This window comes from Microcoleus sp. w2-18bC1, from assembly GCF_036700365.1.
In the GTDB taxonomy this organism is placed as follows: Bacteria; Cyanobacteriota; Cyanobacteriia; order Cyanobacteriales; family Microcoleaceae; genus Microcoleus.
Window position 1 is genome coordinate 45,675 of sequence record NZ_JAUBOS010000024.1, and the last position, 20,226, is coordinate 65,900.

Annotated in this window: 13 protein-coding genes; 6 read left to right on the forward strand and 7 right to left on the reverse strand. The window is 44.3% G+C overall.

The genetic code is table 11. The features are described from left to right. Positions 1 to 23: 23 nt before the first annotated feature. On the reverse strand, positions 24 to 3,137 hold the full coding sequence (locus tag QT979_RS14900) for an efflux RND transporter permease subunit (protein ID WP_333310797.1): 3,114 nt from the start codon (positions 3,135 to 3,137) through the stop codon (positions 24 to 26). Positions 3,138 to 3,473: 336 nt separating this feature from the next. On the opposite strand from QT979_RS14900, the gene QT979_RS14905 reads away from it, so the two are divergent. Continuing rightward, complete coding sequence (locus QT979_RS14905) at positions 3,474 to 3,719, forward strand: hypothetical protein (protein WP_333216986.1); 246 nt, start codon at positions 3,474 to 3,476, stop codon at positions 3,717 to 3,719. Positions 3,720 to 3,782: 63 nt separating this feature from the next. Here the strand turns inward: QT979_RS14905 and QT979_RS14910 are convergent, their stop codons facing one another. The 3 genes from QT979_RS14910 to QT979_RS14920 all read right to left on the reverse strand — a co-directional run bounded on the left by QT979_RS14910 (position 3,783) and on the right by QT979_RS14920 (position 8,555). Continuing rightward, entirely contained in the window at positions 3,783 to 5,021 is a 1,239-nt protein-coding gene (locus QT979_RS14910) for an ABC transporter substrate-binding protein (protein ID WP_333216988.1), read from the reverse strand. Between the two features lie 209 nt (positions 5,022 to 5,230). Next, entirely contained in the window at positions 5,231 to 7,087 is a 1,857-nt protein-coding gene (locus tag QT979_RS14915) for an efflux RND transporter periplasmic adaptor subunit (RefSeq protein ID WP_445304786.1), read from the reverse strand. A 748-nt stretch (positions 7,088 to 7,835) separates the two neighbouring features. Continuing rightward, positions 7,836 to 8,555, reverse strand: coding sequence for a DUF305 domain-containing protein (locus QT979_RS14920; protein ID WP_333310801.1), 720 nt, complete (start codon positions 8,553 to 8,555; stop codon positions 7,836 to 7,838). A 322-nt stretch (positions 8,556 to 8,877) separates the two neighbouring features. Here QT979_RS14920 and QT979_RS14925 point away from each other — a divergent pair, with 322 nt between their 5' ends. The 4 genes from QT979_RS14925 (at position 8,878) to gloA (ending at position 12,251) form a co-directional block, all read left to right on the forward strand. Then, on the forward strand, positions 8,878 to 9,078 hold the full coding sequence (locus QT979_RS14925) for a heavy-metal-associated domain-containing protein (protein ID WP_333214055.1): 201 nt from the start codon (positions 8,878 to 8,880) through the stop codon (positions 9,076 to 9,078). A 158-nt stretch (positions 9,079 to 9,236) separates the two neighbouring features. Further along, positions 9,237 to 11,492, forward strand: a complete 2,256-nt coding sequence (locus QT979_RS14930; protein ID WP_333310803.1) for a heavy metal translocating P-type ATPase — start codon at positions 9,237 to 9,239, stop codon at positions 11,490 to 11,492. A 19-nt stretch (positions 11,493 to 11,511) separates the two neighbouring features. Continuing rightward, positions 11,512 to 11,748, forward strand: coding sequence for a hypothetical protein (locus QT979_RS14935; RefSeq protein WP_333214051.1), 237 nt, complete (start codon positions 11,512 to 11,514; stop codon positions 11,746 to 11,748). A gap of 74 nt (positions 11,749 to 11,822) precedes the next feature. Then, positions 11,823 to 12,251 carry a lactoylglutathione lyase gene (gene gloA / locus QT979_RS14940; RefSeq protein ID WP_333214048.1) on the forward strand — a complete coding sequence of 143 codons (429 nt, stop codon included), beginning with the start codon at positions 11,823 to 11,825 and terminating at the stop codon, positions 12,249 to 12,251. A 116-nt stretch (positions 12,252 to 12,367) separates the two neighbouring features. On the opposite strand, the gene QT979_RS14945 is transcribed toward gloA, so the two are convergent. The 3 genes from QT979_RS14945 to QT979_RS14955 form a co-directional block, all read right to left on the reverse strand. After that, complete coding sequence (locus QT979_RS14945) at positions 12,368 to 14,143, reverse strand: hypothetical protein (protein WP_333214046.1); 1,776 nt, start codon at positions 14,141 to 14,143, stop codon at positions 12,368 to 12,370. Positions 14,144 to 14,419: 276 nt separating this feature from the next. Then, complete coding sequence (locus QT979_RS14950; RefSeq protein WP_333310805.1) at positions 14,420 to 15,391, reverse strand: DUF459 domain-containing protein; 972 nt, start codon at positions 15,389 to 15,391, stop codon at positions 14,420 to 14,422. 5 nt (positions 15,392 to 15,396) lie between these two features. Next, positions 15,397 to 16,812, reverse strand: coding sequence for an MBOAT family O-acyltransferase (locus QT979_RS14955; RefSeq protein WP_333310807.1), 1,416 nt, complete (start codon positions 16,810 to 16,812; stop codon positions 15,397 to 15,399). 275 nt (positions 16,813 to 17,087) lie between these two features. Between QT979_RS14955 and QT979_RS14960 the strand changes: the two genes are divergently transcribed. Then, positions 17,088 to 20,039 (forward strand): AAA family ATPase, encoded by a 2,952-nt coding sequence (locus tag QT979_RS14960; RefSeq protein ID WP_333214040.1) that lies wholly within the window; start codon positions 17,088 to 17,090, stop codon positions 20,037 to 20,039. Positions 20,040 to 20,226 lie beyond the last annotated feature (187 nt).

Sequence of the window (20,226 nt, forward strand, 5' to 3'; positions counted from 1 at the left end):
TGACTGACAATAATTAGAAAATATCACACATTAACTACCTTGCCGTCTTCAATAACTCGCTGAGGTTGTTGAGGTCGTAAAAAATGCCCAAATTGAGCATACAAAGCTGGCAAAACTAACAGAGTCAAGGCAGTAGAAGTAAATAACCCTCCTAAAACTACTACTGACAGCGGTTGCAAAATTTCCTTGCCCGCCCCACCTTCAAATACTAAAGGTGCTAAACCCAAAGCTGAAGTTAAAGCGGTCATCAGGATGGCATTCAGCCGTTCCATTGAGCCTTTAATAATTGCTTCCTTAAAAGGCAGTCCTTCAGCAAGTTTAGTGTTGTAGTTGTCTACTAAAAGCAAGCCGTTACGGGTAGCAACGCCGAATAATGTGACAAAGCCAACTAGGGAAGCTACAGAGATGATGCCGCCAGTCAAAGCTACCGCAATTACTCCTCCCACTAATCCGATCGGCAAATTAATCATAATCATAGCAGTTGAAGGAAGGGACTTGACGGACAAGTACATCAATACTGTAATTACCAAAAAGGCGATCGCACTAAATATCATAATATTTTGCGAAGCTCTTTGTTCTGCTTCAAATTGACCGCCGTACTGGATAAAATAGCCAAAAGGCAACTGTACCTCTCGTTTGACTTTAGCTTGAATTTCATTCACAACCGATCGCAAATCCCTACCTTTAGCATTCGCCGCCGCCACAATCAAGCGAGAAACATTCTCACGGTTAATCGTATTTGGGCCCGTACCGTATTTGACAGTCGCAACTTGGGCGAGGGGAATTTTATTGCCACTTGGAGTATCAACCAACAAATTCTGAATAGTTTCTAAGTTATTTCTCGCTTCAGGCTGCAACCAAACAACTAAATCAAAAGTTTGCTGCACCTCCAAAACTTGAGAAACAACTTTTCCGTTTAAAGCAGTCTCAATTATTTCAGAAAGCTCTCCGATTTTCAAACCGTATCTACCCGCAGCTTGACGGTTAAACTTAATTTGAATTTGTGGCACTGGTACCTGCGGTTCGAGTTGCAAATCCACAATTCCCTCAACAGTTTTCATTTGCTCTTCAACTTCGGCACCGATGCTGCGAAGTTGATCCAAATCCGGACCAAATATTTTGACAGCAATCTGACTTCTGACACCAGATAAAACCTCATCCATCCGGTGAGAAATAAAACCGCCGATATTTGGTGCAACTCCCGGCAATTTACCAAACTCCTGCCGCAGGGCTTCCAAAGTTTGCGGCCTGTTTTTCATCCCTACCTCGCTCAAACCTATATCAATGTGAGCTAAATTAACTCCCGCAGCATCAGCATCACCCGGAGCTCTGCCCGATCGCACTTGCACGTATTGAAACCTGGTATCATCCTTCAGTGCATCTTCAATAGCAAAAGCCGCGCTATCTGTTGTCTCCAAAGACACCCCCGGATAAAGCATAATAGTATTCACCAAAGTTTGCTCCTGAAACTCCGGCAAAAACACCCGCCCAAAAGATGGCAAAATAATTAATACAGCCACTATACTAGCAGCCGCAAAAGCTAAAATAATCGCCGAATAACGCATTGAAATTCTGATACAATAATGATAAATATGCTTGCAAAATCTCGGCAACCAAGGTTCTTTACCACTCATGCGTTTGGTAGGCAACAAAATAGCGCAAAGGGCCGGAGATATTAACAGTGATTCCAGACTAGAAATCACCACAACTACCAAATAAGTAATCCCCATCGGCGTAAAAATCCGACCTTCTACACCGGGCAAAGTAAAAATTGGCGAAAACACCACAATGCCAATAACAGTCGCTCCAATTAACGAATCGCGTACCTCCTGACTGCCATCAAAAATCACATCCATCACCGGGCGAGGATGAAGAGAAGACGCATTTTCTCTCAAATTGCGGTAGGTATTTTCGGCATAGACGATCGCATCGTCGATCGCAGTGCCGATCGCCACCGACAAACCCCCCAAAGTCATCGTATTCAGCCCCAGCCCCAGCCAATACATCGCCAGCAGCGCCAACAGCCAAGTCAGAAAGAAATCCAGCAAAACAACCGCCAGAGTGCGCCAATTCATCAAAAACGGGATGAGAATAAGGGTGACTATAATACTGCCTTCAACTAAAGCCGATCGCACATTCTCCACCGAGGAATTAATATATTCTTCCTGTCGAAAAGTCACAGTAACTTTAATATCTTTGGGCAGAGCTTGCTGCACCTCAGCCATTGCTGCCTCAACCGCTTTCGTTACCGTCGGAGTATCAGCAACTGGCTGTCTATTTACCATCACAATCACAGCTTTTTTGCCGTTAAAACTGCCATCGCCCCGCTTGATTGCAGCACCAATCTTGACATCAGCTACATCAGCAATTCTGATGGGCGTTCCGTGGCGAGAGTCGATCGCCGATTGCTGCAAATCTTCCAGAGACTCAATCCGCCCCACCCCCCGGATTAAAGTTTCTCGATCCGGCGTAATTAAATACCCCCCGGGCGCGTTAACATTCGCAGCAGCCGCCGCTTCAGCTACTTGCTGCAACGACACATTAAAAGCTTTTAACTTGGCAGGTTCTACTAATACTTGATACTGCCTTTCTTCGCCGCCGTAAGCTACTACTTGAGCAACGCCAGTCACTGCCAAAAGCCGATTTGTGACTTGCCAGTCAACTAGACGGCGCACTTCCATCAAAGGAGTAGTTTCTGATGTAAAAGCATAGGTGATAACAGTGCCCACAGGAGAAGTTGTGGGAGAAATTTGCGGTGTTTCTACCCCAGCCGGGAGTTTGCTTTGTGCTTGCTGCAACCGTTCTGTTATCAACTGGCGCGCTTGATAAATTTCAGTTCCCCAATCAAAGATTACCTTAACCGCAGAAAGACCCACAGCCGAAGACGATCGCACTGCTGTCACCCCAGGAGTTCCGTTAATCGCACTTTCGATCGGCAGTGTTACCAAAGACTCGATTTCTTCCGGCGCGAGCCCTGGTGCTTCCGTCTGAATTTCGACTTGCGGGGGTGCAAAAGGAGGGAAGACATCAAGGGACATTTTGGGGATGATAGAAAATGTCCACAGACTAACAATAATGGTGGCGATAACGACTAGCCAGCGGCGGTTAATTACCCATCTAAGAATTGTGCTGAACATTTTATGATTTTATAGAGGTGATGACTATTAGCCACCGTTAGGCGATCGACTATTTAACAATAAAATTTAGCAGATATTAAAGGCTCCGGTTGCCGTAGCTTTTCCCGCGATTCCTTGGCTGAACAGTGTTAAATAGCCATTCTATTTACCTTGACACCCAAAAATGAAATTAGGATGAAATATTTTAACTTTCAACCCGGATTCATAAGTCATGTAAAATCTAAAATCTAAAATCTAAAATGATATAACCTGTATTGCTATTTTTTTTGACAATGCAGCTTACAACAATACTCACATCTTGCACCATTCTCAATTACTTGTTTAGGAACAGGCAAGATGCCTGTTCCACAAGAAAAGTCATTCTTTGTGGAACGGGCATCTTGCCCGTTCTTGACAATAGTGCAAGATATCAGAATAGTTATTATGCAAGCACCAAAACACTACTCACAAACTGTAGAAAGCATTGGCGAAATAGACTACAATCCAGTACCGCCAAAGCGCTCGGAACGGGTAATCATGCGCGCTAAATTCAAAGGGCGTAAAAAACCTCTGCCGTATATTTTCGATGAAGAACGATCGTAGAGCATTTCTGCGTGTAGGTAAATTAATCAACTATTTTGCAAAATAGGGATGTACCCTTTTGACTTACTTCAAAAAGATGAACTTGCCATTATTTCCATCTACATCCATCTTGATTTGAGCAATGTAAAACTGGCTCTGTACAACTTCACCTTCAGGGGTAAAGGAAATTTCACCGAGAGGGGTATTGTACTTTCCAGCTAGGATTTGCTGATTCAGCTTTGTGCGTAACTCTGCCAATGACAACGCGCTGAGTTTGGTTTTACTATCCAAAGCTTTCAAGGCTTCCACGAATACTTGTACGGCAGTGAAGGCTTGAGCACTAAACTGCGGTGGTTCCTTCTTGCTTTGCTTTACATAAGCATCGCGGAAGGCAGCATTGATTTCGCCTGGGGCTTCGGGACTATAGGCTTGAGCAATGATAATACCATCGCAGAGTGCTTGACACACCGAGAAGATATTAGATGTGTTCAAACCATTGCCGCCAACGATCGTACCTTGATAACCCAGTTCCCGCAGTTGCCGGATCGAGTTACCTCCATCCGCTGCCAATCCTGAAATAACAACTAAGTCGGGTTGGAGAGCGAGTGCATTACCAATTTGAGCTTGGAAGTCCGTGTCAGTAGTTTGGAACTTTTGGACGGTGACGATATCCAGCCCTTGGTTTTTAATCGCTTGCTGGAAAATTTTTGTCTCCGATGTCGTAAAAGCGTCATTTTGAGCATAAAAGACAGCGACTTTTTTAATCTTAGGATTAAGCTTAAGCGCTGCCTTTACTGCATTGGGAGCTACAAGCGAAATAGGTGCAGAGACACGCGCAATATACTCACCAATCTCAGGAATCCCTTTGGCAGTATTCGATGCGCCAATGACTGGCACTTTTGCTCGTTCTGCGATTGGATTGGCACTAAATGCCTGCTGAGAAGATGATGGCCCAACAATGCCAACCACTCGATCTTGATTAATTAGAGTTTGGAAGGCGTTGATGGCTCCTGCTTCATCTCCTCCAGTGTCTTGAAACACCATTTTAATAGGAGTACCATTAACACCTCCCCTCTCGTTGAAATATTTCTCAGCAATTTTGACACCACCCACTGATTCTTGAGCTAAAAGAGCATAGTTGCTGGTTTGCGAGAATGCTGCTCCAATTGGAAGGGCAGTGGCCCAATTGGGTGTAGCTGCTGCTGGTGTATTGCTCGGAGTATTAGTGGTGGTGGTAGGTTGATTGGTTTGACTGCAAGCAACAACCAGTAAAAAAGTGATGAACGAGGTGAGAATGTGAGTAAAGATACTTTTCTTAAACATCTTAGGACTTCCGCAGTGAGTATGTGCAACTACAATAGTCCTGAACATTTAGTTAGGTAATTGGTAATTGGTAATTCTATCTTACTCCCAACTTTCGCCAACTGAGATAAGGCGAAACTAGCCAGCGGCTGTTAATTACTCATCTAAGAATTGTGCTGAATATTTAAACAGTTGACTGTTGACTGTTGACAGTTAACAAAGTTACAGTATTATGCCTTCTTCCTGACATCCGTTACATCCGTTACAAAATCCGCTGCCGAACTTTCTTCGCGCCGATTTCCCCACCAAACCCCTGCTGCAAAAGTCAGAGATGCGATCGCAACTCCTCCCCCTATTCCCGCCCACCATAAAGACACGGGTAAATTATGAAAATTAACCTCTGTTACCTTTGGAGTTGCCTTTTTCTTTTCCTCGTCTTTTGAGGGCTTGTTGTCGCCGCGCAAAGATTGTGCGTAAAGTTGAGGTGCTCGCTGCGTTACTATCAAATCTCCCTCGAATAAACCCCTCTTCACTTCAACTAAATCTCCCGCAGTTTGACCGAGTTCAATTTCAACCGCTTGATAAGCATTGCCATTTTGGACGTAAACGGTTTTTTTCCCGCTAACATCCACTACCGCCGCACTCGGAATTGCTAAAATATTTGTGGCAGTTTTGTATGTTAAAATCTCCAACTCAGCAAACAGTCCGGGCTTTAATTCACCGTTAATATTATCTAGTTCTGCTTTCACCGGCACCACCCGCGTTTCTCCTGACACGGATGACCCAATTAAGGCGATTTCTCCATTGAAAGTGCGATCGGGTAAATTAGCGACTTTTACCCTGACTTCCTGGCCCTGTTTGACTTGATTCAGGTCTTTTTCGTAAATATTGGCTGTGGCAAAAACGCGGCTGTCATTTAAGAGACTCATCAACGGTTTTTCAGCGTTTACTGACTCTCCCGGGGTGATTTCGCGATCGGCTACCGTCCCCGAAATCGGAGCAACTACGGTAACGAGTCCTCGATCGTTGGCAACAGTTCCTAATTGTTGGAGTCGCGCTTGATAGGCTGCGTCAGCCAAGCGAATGCGCGACTGAGCGACTTCGACGGCAGTTTTGCCGCGTTTGACTTGGTTCTCGGCTTCTAGGACTTCCCGGCGGCTCTGAGCTCTGGTAAGTTGAGCTTTTGCTTCTGCTACTCTGCCTTGAGATTCCCGCAATTCCCGCATTGGGAGGTCTACTTCGGCTTGTTTAATTTCGGTTTCGGCTTTGATAACTTCAGGACGGCTTTTTGCCTTCGCCACAGCGGCTTTTGCTTCGGCGAAGTGGGCTTGCGATTCCAGCATTGTGCGCCGCGCGATCGCCCCTGATGCCACTAATTCTTTGTCGCGATCGAACTGTTCTTTAGCCACAGTCAGTTCTGTTTCGGCTCGCGCTATTTCGGCTTGCGCTATTTCAACTTGACGCTGATAGTTTTCTTTAGCGGCTTGCACCACGGAACGCTTATTTACTAATTCTTGTTCTTGCTGGTACTGCTTAGTTACCGCTGCCAATTGGGTTTGGGCTTGGGCGATTTCTGCTGCAGATATCTGACTTTGGCGATCGTAATTTTCTCGTGCTAGTTTGAAATCTCCTTCCGCTTGCTGCAAATCGGCCTCAGCTTCGGCACGTTTCGAGAGAGATTCAACCCGCAATTGTCCTAATTCTGAACTCGATACAACCGCAAGGGCTTGACCTTTTGATACTTTGTCCCCAGGCTTAACCAGCAACTCTACTACTTTCCCAGCAACAGGAGCCGTAACTTCTACTTTTTCGTTGGGTAAAGTTTCAATTTCTCCAGTAGTTTTAATGCCGATATCTAGTCTCTGGCGCGTGGCAGGGGAGATTTTAATTCCTAACCGTTTTGCTGTTTCGGCATCGACAGAAATAGCAGCAGGAGTTTCAGTTGTTTCGCCGCTATGGTGAAATTCATTTCCGTGGCCAGCGTGGGCAAAAACAGCGGCAGGATAACTTAGCAAAATTAGGCTGAACAAACTTCCCGAAAAGCTGCTAATAATTGCCGGACATTGAGCATATTTATGAAATATCATCGTTGGCATTGTCCTTGAAATCAGGTTGAGTACCACAGGTTTAGCAGTTGGTATTTTGCCAAGGTAAGTAAATGATACTCATTAAGTAAAGTTACTTATTAGCATTTTCCAAGAAGCGACCGCTAAGCAATGACCGAGAGCTAGAAATGCTCTACTCAACCTAGTATTTCACGGTCAAATGAAATTAGGATGAAATTTCGCATCAGCAGCCCAGATGCCCAGCAGATTCTAAAATACGAAGATAAGTTGTGCCTAATGACAAGCGATTGTGCTGTAGATTTTTTTCCGTTTTTTTAATCTCTGCTCGCGCTTCAATTTCGTTTGTCAATGCGCTCACTAGCTCATCTACGGCTGCATTTGATTTATAAGTGGTGTTTAATTCCAAGCTATTCAATATCATAAACTACCCTATCTATCTATATAGATTTTTGCTGACGTATCTACTACTTTAGAGGTAGATTTGCTCCATTGTCTACAGTATTCTTACCTAAGTTTCTACTACTTTAGACGTAGGACTGTTCAATTATCTACAGTATGTGTAGGTACTCTCAGGAAACTGAGGTGGAGTCAGACAAATTCTGACAGCCACAGTCGAGCTACATTACTTTGTCTACCAAGGTTGTCGCCACTTTTTCATTTGCTCAATTACTTGCTTTTGTGAAGCAAGTATTTCCTGAACATTTGACCTAACGTGATTCATGTCACTCATGTTGTGGATTTGTGTCATGTTTTGTTTACGGTAGCTAAATTACTGTTTATACCAAGCTTGGCGCCACTGTTTCATTTGCTGAATTTCTTGTTTTTGCGAAGTCAAAATTTCTTGAGCTAATTTCTTCATTACCGGGCGTTTTGACTTCTTCAAAGCATCTTGGGCCATCACTAAAGCTCCTTCGTGGTGAGGAATCATCGCATTAATAAATCGCAAGTCAAATTTGTCGTCAGCGGCCCCTAAATCCATGCTCATCATCATGCTTTGCATTTGTTCGGGAGTCATTGCCATCATGTGACCCATGGGACCGTGATAAGCCATCGGCGTACTGCTGGCTTTGGGATACCAAGTTTTTCGCCACTCTTTCATTTGATTTATTTCACGGTTTTGAGCAGCAATTATATCAGTCGCAAGTTTTTTCATTTCCGGGCGTTTGGATTGTTTAAGCACATCTTGAGCCATGTTTACAGCACCTTGATGGTGTACTGTCATGCCATCAATAAATCGCAAATCGTAGTCGGCATCAGCAGGGCCTAAATCCATTGACATATCGTGATTCATGCCATGATTCATGCCACCCATGCCACCGCCTTGTACCACGTCTTGCTTGTTGTTTGCTTCAGTTGCAGCCGTAACATTTGGGGCGGGAGTTTCACTGGAAGGGGCATTTGAACAAGCTGCAAGCAATCCACTGGTAAAAGCGGCTGTGGCGGTCAGCGTCAGCGCTGCAAAGCCTGTTTTTAATGAAATTGGTTTCATAGAGCTTATATCCTTAAAACGGCTATTTATTTTCAGTTTTTCATATATAAATGAAATTAGGATGAAATTTTTGTGGCAAACTTGTAAAGAATTATTTCTGTGCCGTCGATCGCACTCAAATTTAAGATTTACAGAACTCACTTGAATCTAATTATGTAGGGTACACAGTCCGCGCCTTACCCCTATGGGTAGGGTGTCAAACCACTTTTTTTATAATTCCTGATTTATTTTGCAATTCCCCTTGACTCTCCTGTGTACTGGAGACTTTACAATGGAGTTAATTCATTGATTGAGCAGAGTAGTTTCTGCTGAGGTTGAAATTATGACTTTACAGCTAAAAGTTCCTAAGATGGCTTGTTCTGCTTGTGCGACTACGATCGCAAAAGCAGTCCAAACCATTGACTCAGCCTCAAAGGTTGAGGCCGATCTCAAGACAAAATTGGTCACGATTCAAACCGCTAAGTCAGAAAGTGAAGTTAGGAAAGCGATCGCATCGGCGGGCTATCCAACAAGTCTATTTTAGATTTTAGATTTTAGATTTACTTGCAGCTTTGAATCTGGGAGATTTAACAAGAGTCTAAAATTTTTGATTCTCCACGACAGGAGTACGTCGCACGTTATCCGTTTTTAGGCGAGGTCATTTGAAGACAGAAGGTAACTTTATAAGTTAGGAGGGCATCTATGGACAATCTCACACTTAAATTGCGGGGCATGAGTTGTGCTTCTTGTGCTTCATCTATCGAACAAGCAATTCAATCTGTTCCCGGCGTACTTGAGTGTCATGTCAATTTTGGGATGGAACGAGCAACCATCCAATACGACTCCAAGCAAACCAACTTAGAAACAATTCAATCTGCTGTTGATGATGCGGGATACCAAGCTTTGCCGCTTCAAGAAATGGCCGCGACAGAGGATGATTCCGAACAAGCCGCTCGCAAATCTGAATCTCAAACCTTGCAGCGGAAGCTCTGGACAGCAGGTATCATAAGCACCCTGCTATTTGTGGGCGCTATTCCAGCGATGACCGGCTTGCATCTGCCATTTATTCCCCCATGGCTGCACAATTTTTGGCTGCAATTAGTCCTGACATCCCCCGTACAATTTTGGTGCGGCAAATCGTTTTATGTAGGAGCTTGGAAATCCTTCAAACGGCGGGTGGCGACAATGGATACCTTGATTGCCTTGGGAACGAGTGCTGCTTACTTTTATTCTGTATTTGTGACATTTTTTCCCGGTTTCTTGACAGCCCAAGGTTTGACTCCTAGCGTTTACTATGAAGTAGCAGCCAGCGTTATCGCCTTAATTCTGTTGGGGAAAACCCTAGAAAATCGGGCGAAGGGAGAGACTTCCGAAGCCATTCGGAAACTCATGGGTTTGCAAGCAAAAACTGCTCGGATAGTTCGCAACGGGGAAGAGTTGGAAGTGCCGATCGCCCAAGTGGAAATTGGCGACATCGTGCAGGTGCGGCCGGGAGAGCAAATCCCCGTAGATGGAGATGTTATTGAGGGTGCTTCGACGGTAGACGAAGCAATGGTTACGGGAGAAAGTTTGCCTGTCAAAAAGCAGCTTGGCGACGAAGTTATCGGAGCCACAATTAACAAAACTGGCAGCTTCAAGTTTCGGGCGACAAGAGTTGGCAAAGATACATTTTTAGCTCAAATTGTCAAGATGGTGCAGGACGCACAGGGTTCAAAAGCACCAATTCAAAAGTTAGCAGACCAAGTGACTGGTTGGTTTGTTCCTGTAGTAATTTCCCTCGCTTTAGCTACTTTTATTATCTGGTTTAACACGACGGGAAACTTCACTCTAGCGACCGTGACAATGGTGGGAGTCTTGATTATTGCTTGTCCCTGCGCTTTGGGTTTAGCGACTCCGACTGCTGTGATGGTGGGAACTGGTAAAGGTGCAGAAAACGGGATTTTAATTAAAGGAGCGGAGAGTTTAGAATTGGCTCACCAAATCCAAATTATCGTGTTAGATAAAACGGGAACTCTCACAGAAGGCAAGCCGACTGTAACTGATTTTGTGACAATTAAAGGAACCGAGAATAGCAATGAGTTAAAGTTGCTGCAATTAGCTGCGTCTGTCGAGCGAAATTCGGAGCATCCTTTGGGGGAAGCTGTTGTGAGATACGCTCAATCTCAAGAGGTGAATTTGACGGATGTTAAGGATTTTGAGGCGATCGCGGGAAGTGGTGTTCGCGGAGTTGTAGCCGGAAAGTCGATCGCCCTGGGAACGCTGAGGTGGATGCAGGAACTAGGCTGCGATACTGAATATCTGGAATTGCGCGCGAGAGCTTTGGAAGCTGCGAGCAAAACGGTGGTTTGGATGGCGATAGAGGGCAAAATAGAGGCAATTCTGGGCATTGCGGATGCCCTCAAACCCTCGTCAGCGCAGGCGGTGAAAGCGCTTCAAAAACTGGGTTTGGAGGTGGCGATGCTGACGGGGGATAATCGCGCTACTGCGGAGTCGATCGCCCAATCCGTGGGCATTACTCGTGTTTTTGCTGAAGTTAGACCCGACCAAAAAGCAGCTCAAATCCAAGCCCTGCAACGGCGAGGAAAAATTGTCGCGATGGTGGGAGACGGGATTAATGATGCACCGGCTTTGGCCTTAGCAGACGTGGGAATTGCGATCGGCACCGGCACAGATGTGGCGATCGCAGCCAGCGACATTACCTTAATTTCAGGAGATTTGCAAGGCATAGTTACAGCAATTAAACTTTCCCGCGCCACCATGCGGAACATCCGCGAAAATCTGTTTTTTGCGTTTATTTACAACATCGCTGGAATACCGATCGCCGCTGGTATTTTGTTCCCCATTTTTGGCTGGCTGCTAAATCCAATTATCGCCGGCGCAGCAATGGCTTTTAGTTCAGTTTCCGTACTTACTAATGCTTTGCGATTGCGGAATTTTAAACCAAAATCTCTTGCCTAAATTAGGAGGAATTAGAAAAATGTTACACCATCGTCAAATTTGGGGAAGTCTCGCGAGTTTAGGACTTGTGATGGGAATGGCCTCGGGAGTTCAAGCTTCCGAACAGTCCGTCCAGCATTCTACTTCAACGAATCAATTCCACAGCATTGAACAGCCACTAGGTGTAAAAATTGGCGTAACAGCAGGCGGATTGACATTAATGGGTTTAGAGTTGTGGTGGTTTTTGTTCAGTAAAAAGCAAGCTAACACCAGGTAAACTTTGCCGACGCGGTTTTTTCCAGCAAGATATCGCTAAAATTGAGGAAGCTTAAAAAATTTGGAGTGAGCTAAATGCAACTACTACACACGATGCTCCGAGTCGGCAACCTGGAAGAGTCCCTCAAATTTTACACCGAGGTTCTGGGGATGAAATTGCTGCGACAAAAAGAGTATCCCGACGGTAAATTTACTCTGGCTTTTGTTGGCTACGGCGACGAATCAGACACTACAGTTTTGGAATTAACATACAACTGGGGCGTCGAACAGTACAATTTAGGGGATGCTTACGGTCATATTGCGATCGGCGTTGACGACATTTACGGTACTTGCGAAGAAATTAAAGCCCGCAGCGGTAAAGTTATTCGGGAACCCGGCCCGATGAAGCACGGTTCAACTGTCATCGCTTTTGTGCAAGATCCAGATGGATATAAAGTTGAATTAATTCAACTGGAAAATCAAGGTAGCAACACCCAGAAAGTAGCAGCAACAACCGCATCTTAACTTTCTTAAGAGGGGGAAGGGGAAGGAAAAACTATCTTCCCCCTTCCATTTTCGTTTAGACAACATTCATACCCAAAACTGTCAACAGTCGTACCCACAACTGTCAACTGAAACTTTTAATTCGATCGCACCGACGGGACAAACTGCTGCAAATAAATTTTTTGCCACAATATAGAAAAACTGCTCCCTATTTGGCTTAAGCTATCAAATTTTGGAAGTAATTTAGATTCTCGGCGCTGGTCTAAAGCAGCGATCCCAGAAAAAAATACAGATAATACTAACAAAAATACTACTATCACACTAAATAAAATAGTCCAATAAACTAAAAATTCGCTTGTGTAGCTGACCGCGAATATCCACTTAATCACTAAATCCGATAAATACAAAAACAGCCCTACTGAAAACCCCACCCTGAATAATAGCCACGTCCACTTAAACATATCTGTTGCAGTCTTGCTATTTTTGGACGCAGAAAGTTCTAACTCTCTAATTTGGCTGTTAATATTTGAGGTGATTTCATACAAAGTATACTGCAAAGCATCTCTGATATAATTGAGTTCATTGTCCAGGTTTATGCACTGCTCGGATGTACTTTTATCCAAGCTCAGGTTTTGGATTTGTTTGCGGTGCGCCGCCAGTTTATTGTCTAGAGTGTAGTCCCATTTTTCCAGCCGATCTACAGTCAAATACAAAAGTTCCCTATTAGCATCTAACAAGCTCTGGCAATTTATGATTGACTTAACTAACTTGCTGAGATTGTTGATATGCTCCTCTAGAGTATTTTGGGATTCCCTTTGTTTAGCTGACAATAAACTTGCGAGTTCGACATCCCGATCGCCACACAGCGACAAAGCCTCACCATACAAGTCGTCAATTTCCATTTGACCGAAATACAGTGACGCTTTGTACTCTTCTATTTCGGGAAGAGTCAGACATTCTAAGGGCTGATATTTTACATTAAATTTATATACAAGCGCTGTCATAATCTGCGCCGATTTTCGGTCTAGCTTATCTTTGTAAGGTTCTAAAATAATTGTAGCTAGATTTTTTACTTTCGCTTCCGGGTGGTACAGGAACTCAAAAATTTTGGCAATTATTTTAGAGAATTCCCAGTCATTAAAATTATTTTCTGCAACTTCCAAAAAGTTTGTTACCGCTGCATCGTTTTCGACATTCAATTTGTACGGGCCCGTAAGTGCGATCGCAACAAATACTCGATCGATCCAAAACAGATATTCTTCGCAATCCATTGGCAGACTGGGCAGCAGCCAGCTAGGGCCGTACACCCAAAAATCGAGACAATTCTCATATTCCTTGTGGCTGTCATGTCTGCTGCTGTCACCTAAAGCAATTTTGTTGCTTGCTAATAGTTGAATTTGCTCTTCTACAACCCGTCGCTCAATTTCCTCTGCATTGATTGTGGCATTGACAGCACCTTCCTTGCCTTCCCATTGCCCTGCTTCATCCAACCAAATTGACTTAATACTAACAGCCGCAGACCACCGAATTAAAGGAGTCGCTCCCCCTCGCGCTTCCTGTTCTAACGCCGCCAGCAGATTTTTGCTAAAATCACTTGCTCTAGCTTCTCTCTCACTTGATATCAGCCCCTCTCGCACCTTCCCCAATGCCTGAATTGCCAAAGCCCGAAACAGCAAATTCGGATGCGGTTTTCTGACGGCTTGCGGTATATTTTCTCTGAATATTCCGCTGTTGGGTACGCCCAAAACTTCAGCAAAAGGCTCGATGCCGCACTGTTGCAGGAATTTTTCAACTAGGTTTATTCTTTGCCAAGGTTGAGTATATTTAGTGAGAAGGAAGATGAGTGCTGTGCCGCTGCACCCCCTTGACTCAGGGATGTTAGTGCGATCGAGTTTCCACACATTGCTCGTCATAATTTGTCGCGATGACAATTACTATATCTTGACGCTGTTGTTTGATGCTCATTTCAATTTTACATCTACTGCTGCTTTTTGTCAATATTCGTCCTGGACGCATAGGGAATTTGAAACCCGGTTTCACGAGGAATTTTATTATAACTCAAGCCTAGATTTTCCCTATAAAGCTAGTTAATAAAAGCCAATATGAACCCCGAAATAAATATATTATTTAGCAATAATTGGTCAAATGTCCAAAGTATAGGTTGGGCAACGAAACCCCACCTCATATAGTTATTTTTTGGTTGGGGCTTTTAATATTTTGTCGCTGACCATTTGATCAACGATTAAGTCGCTGATAATTTGAGCTCCGTGGGAGGTAAAGTGCAAGCCGTCATTATTTTTTACATAGCCTCGCTTACCCGATTTATTAGCAACTACTGGAACAAATTTTCCTGCTTGGGCAAATGTCTCCCAAGTAGAAATAAATTCGATTTTGGATGAAGATTTGCTGGCATTTTTATAAATATCGTTCATGATGGGAAAAGCTTTTAAATACAAAGATTTGTTAGGGATTGATTGACCGACCCAATACACTTTTCTGACGGATGACGAATCCAGTAACTTGGCATATCTTTCAACTCTTTCTTGATAAGCTTTTTGCCATTCCTTGGTTAGGACAGCGCGGCCTTTTCCTTGAGAATCAATAATATTTTGACGGTCATTTGCTCCGAACAAAACTATCACTACATCCGGCTGGTAAGTATTAAGAATTTGGCGAGTTCTGGCATACCAATCATAATAATCTATCCGATTTAATCCAGTCGAGACCTTATAGTCTATTTTGGTATCGACGATATTGTATTTTTTCTTAAGAGTGTACTGGAGTTGAATTCCTAAGTCGAACATTACGGAATCTCCAATAAATAAAAATTTGCGATAAGGTATGGTCAGTTTGGGTTTAGCTGGAGTTGGTTTTTTAGCAGTAGCAGGCTTTGGGGGGTGAACGGCCGTTTTTGTTTCGGTTTTGACAGGAGGAAGTTCTGATTCTTTGGGGAGGCTATCGAAGTTAATATCTTTAATTTTGCTCCAAAAATCTTGTTCTGATTTTCTGAAACCGTCTATTTCGATCTGGCGCGCTGCTTCTTTGATTTCTGGACTGGCGAAAGGAGTTGAAGCAAAGCTTTTTAGAAATAATGATAAGTTTGAAAATATTAAAGTGAGAATTACAGAAGTAACAATCAGCAAAATTTCCCGGTCTTTCATATTTCTTAGAAATTAAAGTAAATAAAAGGCGGCATGGTACTTGGCCCCAACATCAAGATAGTATACACGAGCAGCGAAACTAAGACAACCCGAAAAAAAATGTTTTTTAATGACAATACGGTTTGCAATAGTTCGGAGATGCGATCGCCCCACAAGTTGATCGCGCCAATGACTGCAATTACTAAATACAATTGCCAAAAGTTAAATTGAAAAGTGGCTACAGCAGGATTGACAATTCCTTCAAAAAAACTCACCGCAGTTTCCCAGTTGGGAGTGCCGAAAAATACCCAACTACAAGTAACAAAAGTAAATGTTAGCAACCAACTGCAAAATTTAGCAAATCTGGGAAAAGCATAGTCTAATTTAAAGTGGATAGCTTGGGGGATATCTTTACATAAATGGTTGACAATTAATCCTAAACCGTGAATTGCTCCCCAGAAAATAAAGTTTAAACCGGCGCCGTGCCACAATCCGCCGATCGCCATTGTCATCAGTAAATTTACGTACTTCCTCAACTTGCCGTATTTGTTGCCGCCAAAGGGAAAGTAAACGTAATCCCTCAGCCACTCGGAAAGACTGATGTGCCACCGTTTCCAAAATTCTTGCAGACTGAGCGATCGGTATGGCATATTAAAGTTGGCAATGGGTTTGAAACCCAGCAAACAGGAGATGCCGTTGGCTAAATCCGAGTAGCCACTGAAATCTACGTAAATTAAACAGGAATAGGAAATTGCCGCGAGGATTAAATCGATGCTGCTGTACTGCTGGGGGACTTTGAATGGCAAGTCAGTGAAGTTAAACAAAAAGCTGGCTAAAGTATATTTTTTGAAGAGTCCAGACAAAATCAAAACTATAACTTCTTCAATTTTATAGTCGTATTTTTCCTGTGAATTTAGCTGCAAGTAAAATTCGCGAGCTCGCGAGATTGGCCCGGAGGCAATTTGCGGAAAATAGGTAATGTAGGCGGCATAGTCTACAAATTTCGGACAAGGGATTTTTTGCTGGTAGCAGTCGATTAAATGAGAAATCATTCTAAAAGTGTAGAAAGACACGCCGACGGGGGCGATTATTTGCAAAACTGGAAAGTTGGCTGGAATTTGTAGCTGATTCAGTACCTCAAATAAGGAAGTTACAAAGAAGTTGCAATATTTAAAGATGCCGAGATAGCCAATGTTGAAAATTAGACCGGAGATTAAAGCAAATTTTTTATACTTACTCTTGCAGAGAACCCGGAGAATGATATAATTGTAGACTGTAGAGAAAATAAGGAGCAATAGAAAGTCAAAGCTCCAAAAGGAATAAAATAATAAACTCGAAACTAACAAGACAATTTTATACAAATCGACTTGGGGTTTCACCGAGACGATCAGGCTAAAAATAATTAGGAAAAATACTAAAAATTGGTAAGTGGGAAATAGCATAAATCTCAATCGCTAAAAAATCTTGTTTCTGGCAATATTTTTATAAGTACAGCCAGCGAACCTATCCCCAAGGGAATTGCCAGAGTGGGTCTGAACGCACCAAATTTCGGGGTGGATTGCGGAGTGTAAGCTTTTGCAACAGGTCAATTAGGTCACAAGTTCCGCCTTAGTTAACCGCACTCATAAATTCATAATCCTGTTTAAAGATTATGATGGTTGTGAGACGATGTATTAACGGATAACAACAGGAATCCCCTTGATTGCGAGGAACCAACGTGCAGCCAACAGACCCTAGCAAATTTACAGATCAAGCCTGGGAAGCCATTGTCAAATCCCAGGATGTAGCCCGCCGCTTTGCCAATCAGCAGCTAGAGGTTGAACATTTAGCCATCGCCCTTCTCGAACAGCAAGGCCAGGCCAACAGCATTCTCAGCAAAGCTGGAGTCGATGCCCCCCGCTTGGCCCAGCAGTTAGATGCTTTTGCCAAACGACAGCCCAGAGTTGCCAACGCTGACCAACTATACCTCGGTCGCGGCTTAGAAGTGATGTTAGATGTTGCCGAGGCCACCAGGGCGACTTGGCAAGATAATTTTATCGCCGTTGAACATTTATTAATTGGTTTAGTAGAAGACGAACGAGTCGGGCGCAGGTTGCTGACCAAAGGCGACGGCCCGCCGGGTCGCCCCGGTTACGATCGCAAACCCCCAGCCGGTACACTCGATCGACCAAAACTCGAAGAAGCCATCAAATCTTTCCGCGCCACTGCTAAAGCCCAAGAAAAAAATTCCGAAACCGGGAAAGGCAGCCGCAGCAGCGCTAAAGCCCAAGATCAAGATGGCGAAGCTAACTCCGACGCCCTCAGCAAGTACGGCCGCGATTTGACAGAAGCCGCCAAAGCCGGCAAACTCGACCCAGTAATCGGCCGCGACGAGGAAATCCGCCGCGTGGTACAAGTTCTTTCCCGCCGCCAAAAAAACAATCCAGTGTTAATTGGCGATCCCGGAGTCGGAAAAACTGCGATCGCCGAAGGTTTAGCCCAACGAATTGTCAACGGTGACGTACCGGAATCTTTGAAAAATCGCCAGCTATTTAGCCTCGACATGGGCAGTTTAATTGCTGGGGCAAAATTCCGGGGCGAATTTGAAGAACGATTGCGATCTGTCCTGCGGGAAGTCATCGATTCCGACGGTCAAATTGTCCTATTTATTGACGAATTGCACACGGTTGTCGGCACTGGTGGCGGTGGCAGTTCGGGTTCGGGAATGGATGCGGGAAATTTGTTAAAACCCATGTTGGCGAGAGGCGAATTGCGCTGCATCGGCGCTACAACTCTCGACGAATTCCGTAAGAATATTGAAAAAGATCCTGCCTTGGAACGCCGCTTTCAACAAGTATTTGTCGGCGAACCCAGCGTTGAAGATACTGTTTCGATTTTGCGCGGATTGAAAGACCGTTACGAACGTCACCACGGGGTAAAAATTACTGATTCGGCCCTGGTAGCTGCTGCAACTCTGTCTTTTCGCTATATTTCCGATCGCTTTTTGCCGGACAAGGCGATCGACCTTGTAGATGAAGCGGCCGCCCACTTGAAAATGGAGATTACCTCTAAACCTGTGGAATTGGAAGGCATTGACCGCCGGGTGATGCAGTTGGAAATGGAAAAATTGTCGATCGAAGGGGAAGGCAAAGGTGCTCTAGCCCCTGGGCTCGGCTTCCGCGTCGAACGCATCACATCTGAGATTGACATTTTAAAAGTTAAGCAGGAAAAATTGTCCTCTCAGTGGTTGGGCGAAAAGCAGTTGTTGGATGCAATCAATAAATTGAAAGCAGAAGAAGACCAACTGCGAGTGCAAATTGAACAGGCAGAAAGGGCTTACGATTTGAATAAAGCCGCCCAGTTAAAGTACGGCAAGTTGGAAACGGCGGTGCGCGATCGCGAAGCCAAAGAAGCGGAACTTTTGAAACAGCAAGCTCAAGGTTCTTCCCTGCTGCGCGAAAAAGTTACTGAGGGCGATATTGCGGAAATTGTCGCTAAATGGACGGGCATTCCGGTTAACCGGTTGTTAGAATCCGAACGCCAAAAATTGCTGCAATTGGAAAAACACTTGCACCAAAAAGTTATCGGTCAAGAGGAAGCTGTAACAGCCGTGGCGGCGGCAATTCGGCGCGCTAGGGCGGGTATGAAAGATCCGGGGAGACCGATCGGCTCTTTCTTGTTTATGGGCCCCACAGGCGTCGGAAAAACTGAGTTAGCGCGGGCGTTGGCTGAGTTTTTGTTTGACAGCGATGATGCGATCGTCCGCATCGATATGTCGGAATACATGGAGAAGCACAGCGTTTCCCGGTTGGTAGGAGCTCCTCCCGGATATGTCGGTTACGATGAAGGGGGACAACTTTCCGAAGCAGTGCGGAGACATCCTTATTCGGTAGTGCTGTTTGACGAAGTGGAAAAAGCGCACCCCGACGTATTTAACATTTTGCTGCAAGTTTTGGATGACGGCAGAATTACCGATTCTCAAGGTCGAGTGGTTGACTTTAGAAATACCGTAATTGTGATGACTAGCAATATCGGCAGCGACCACATTTTAGACGTGTTTACTAAGAAGGAAAAAACCGTCAAAAAACCTGCGAGTCGGAAGCAGGAAACGAAAGATTTGTCAAGTCAAAAGACAGATTATAAAGTGGCTGCCGACGGTACTGTTGAGGTGTCGGCCCAGCGAGTTGATGTTGATACTGTAACTAAGAGTGAAAACAAGACTGAAAACAAGAGTGAAAATGAAAATTTATTGACTCAAGACCGGGAGACAGACCAAGAGTACGAACAGATGTTAAAACGGGTGATGACAGCGCTGCGATCGCACTTCAGACCCGAATTTCTCAATCGGGTGGACGAGATAATTTTGTTCCACACTTTGAGCAAGGTCGAACTGCGGCAAATTGTCAGCATTCAAGTGAAGCGGATCGAGCGTTTGTTGGCAGAGCAAAAAATCACTTTGGAACTGTCCGATGCGGCTAAAAATCATATCACAGATGTTGGTTACGACCCGGTTTACGGCGCTCGTCCCTTGAAACGTGCTATCCAGCGGGAGTTGGAAAACCCGCTGGCTAACAAGATTCTGGAAAATGCGTTTGTCGAGGGAGATACAATTGCGATCGACTGCGAAAATAACTCTTTGCAATTTCGCAAAAAAGAGTCTCGTCCGGCGCTAGTAGGTAATAGTTTGTAGTTGCCGAATAGTTTGGAACAGGCAAGATGCCTGTTCCACAAACGATCAATTTTCTTGTGGAACAGGCATCCTGCCTGTTATTGAAAATTAGAAACAGGGAAGATGCCTGTTCCACAAACGATCAATTTTCTTGTGGAACAGGCATCCTGCCTGTTATTGAAAATTAGAAACAGGGAAGATGCCTGTT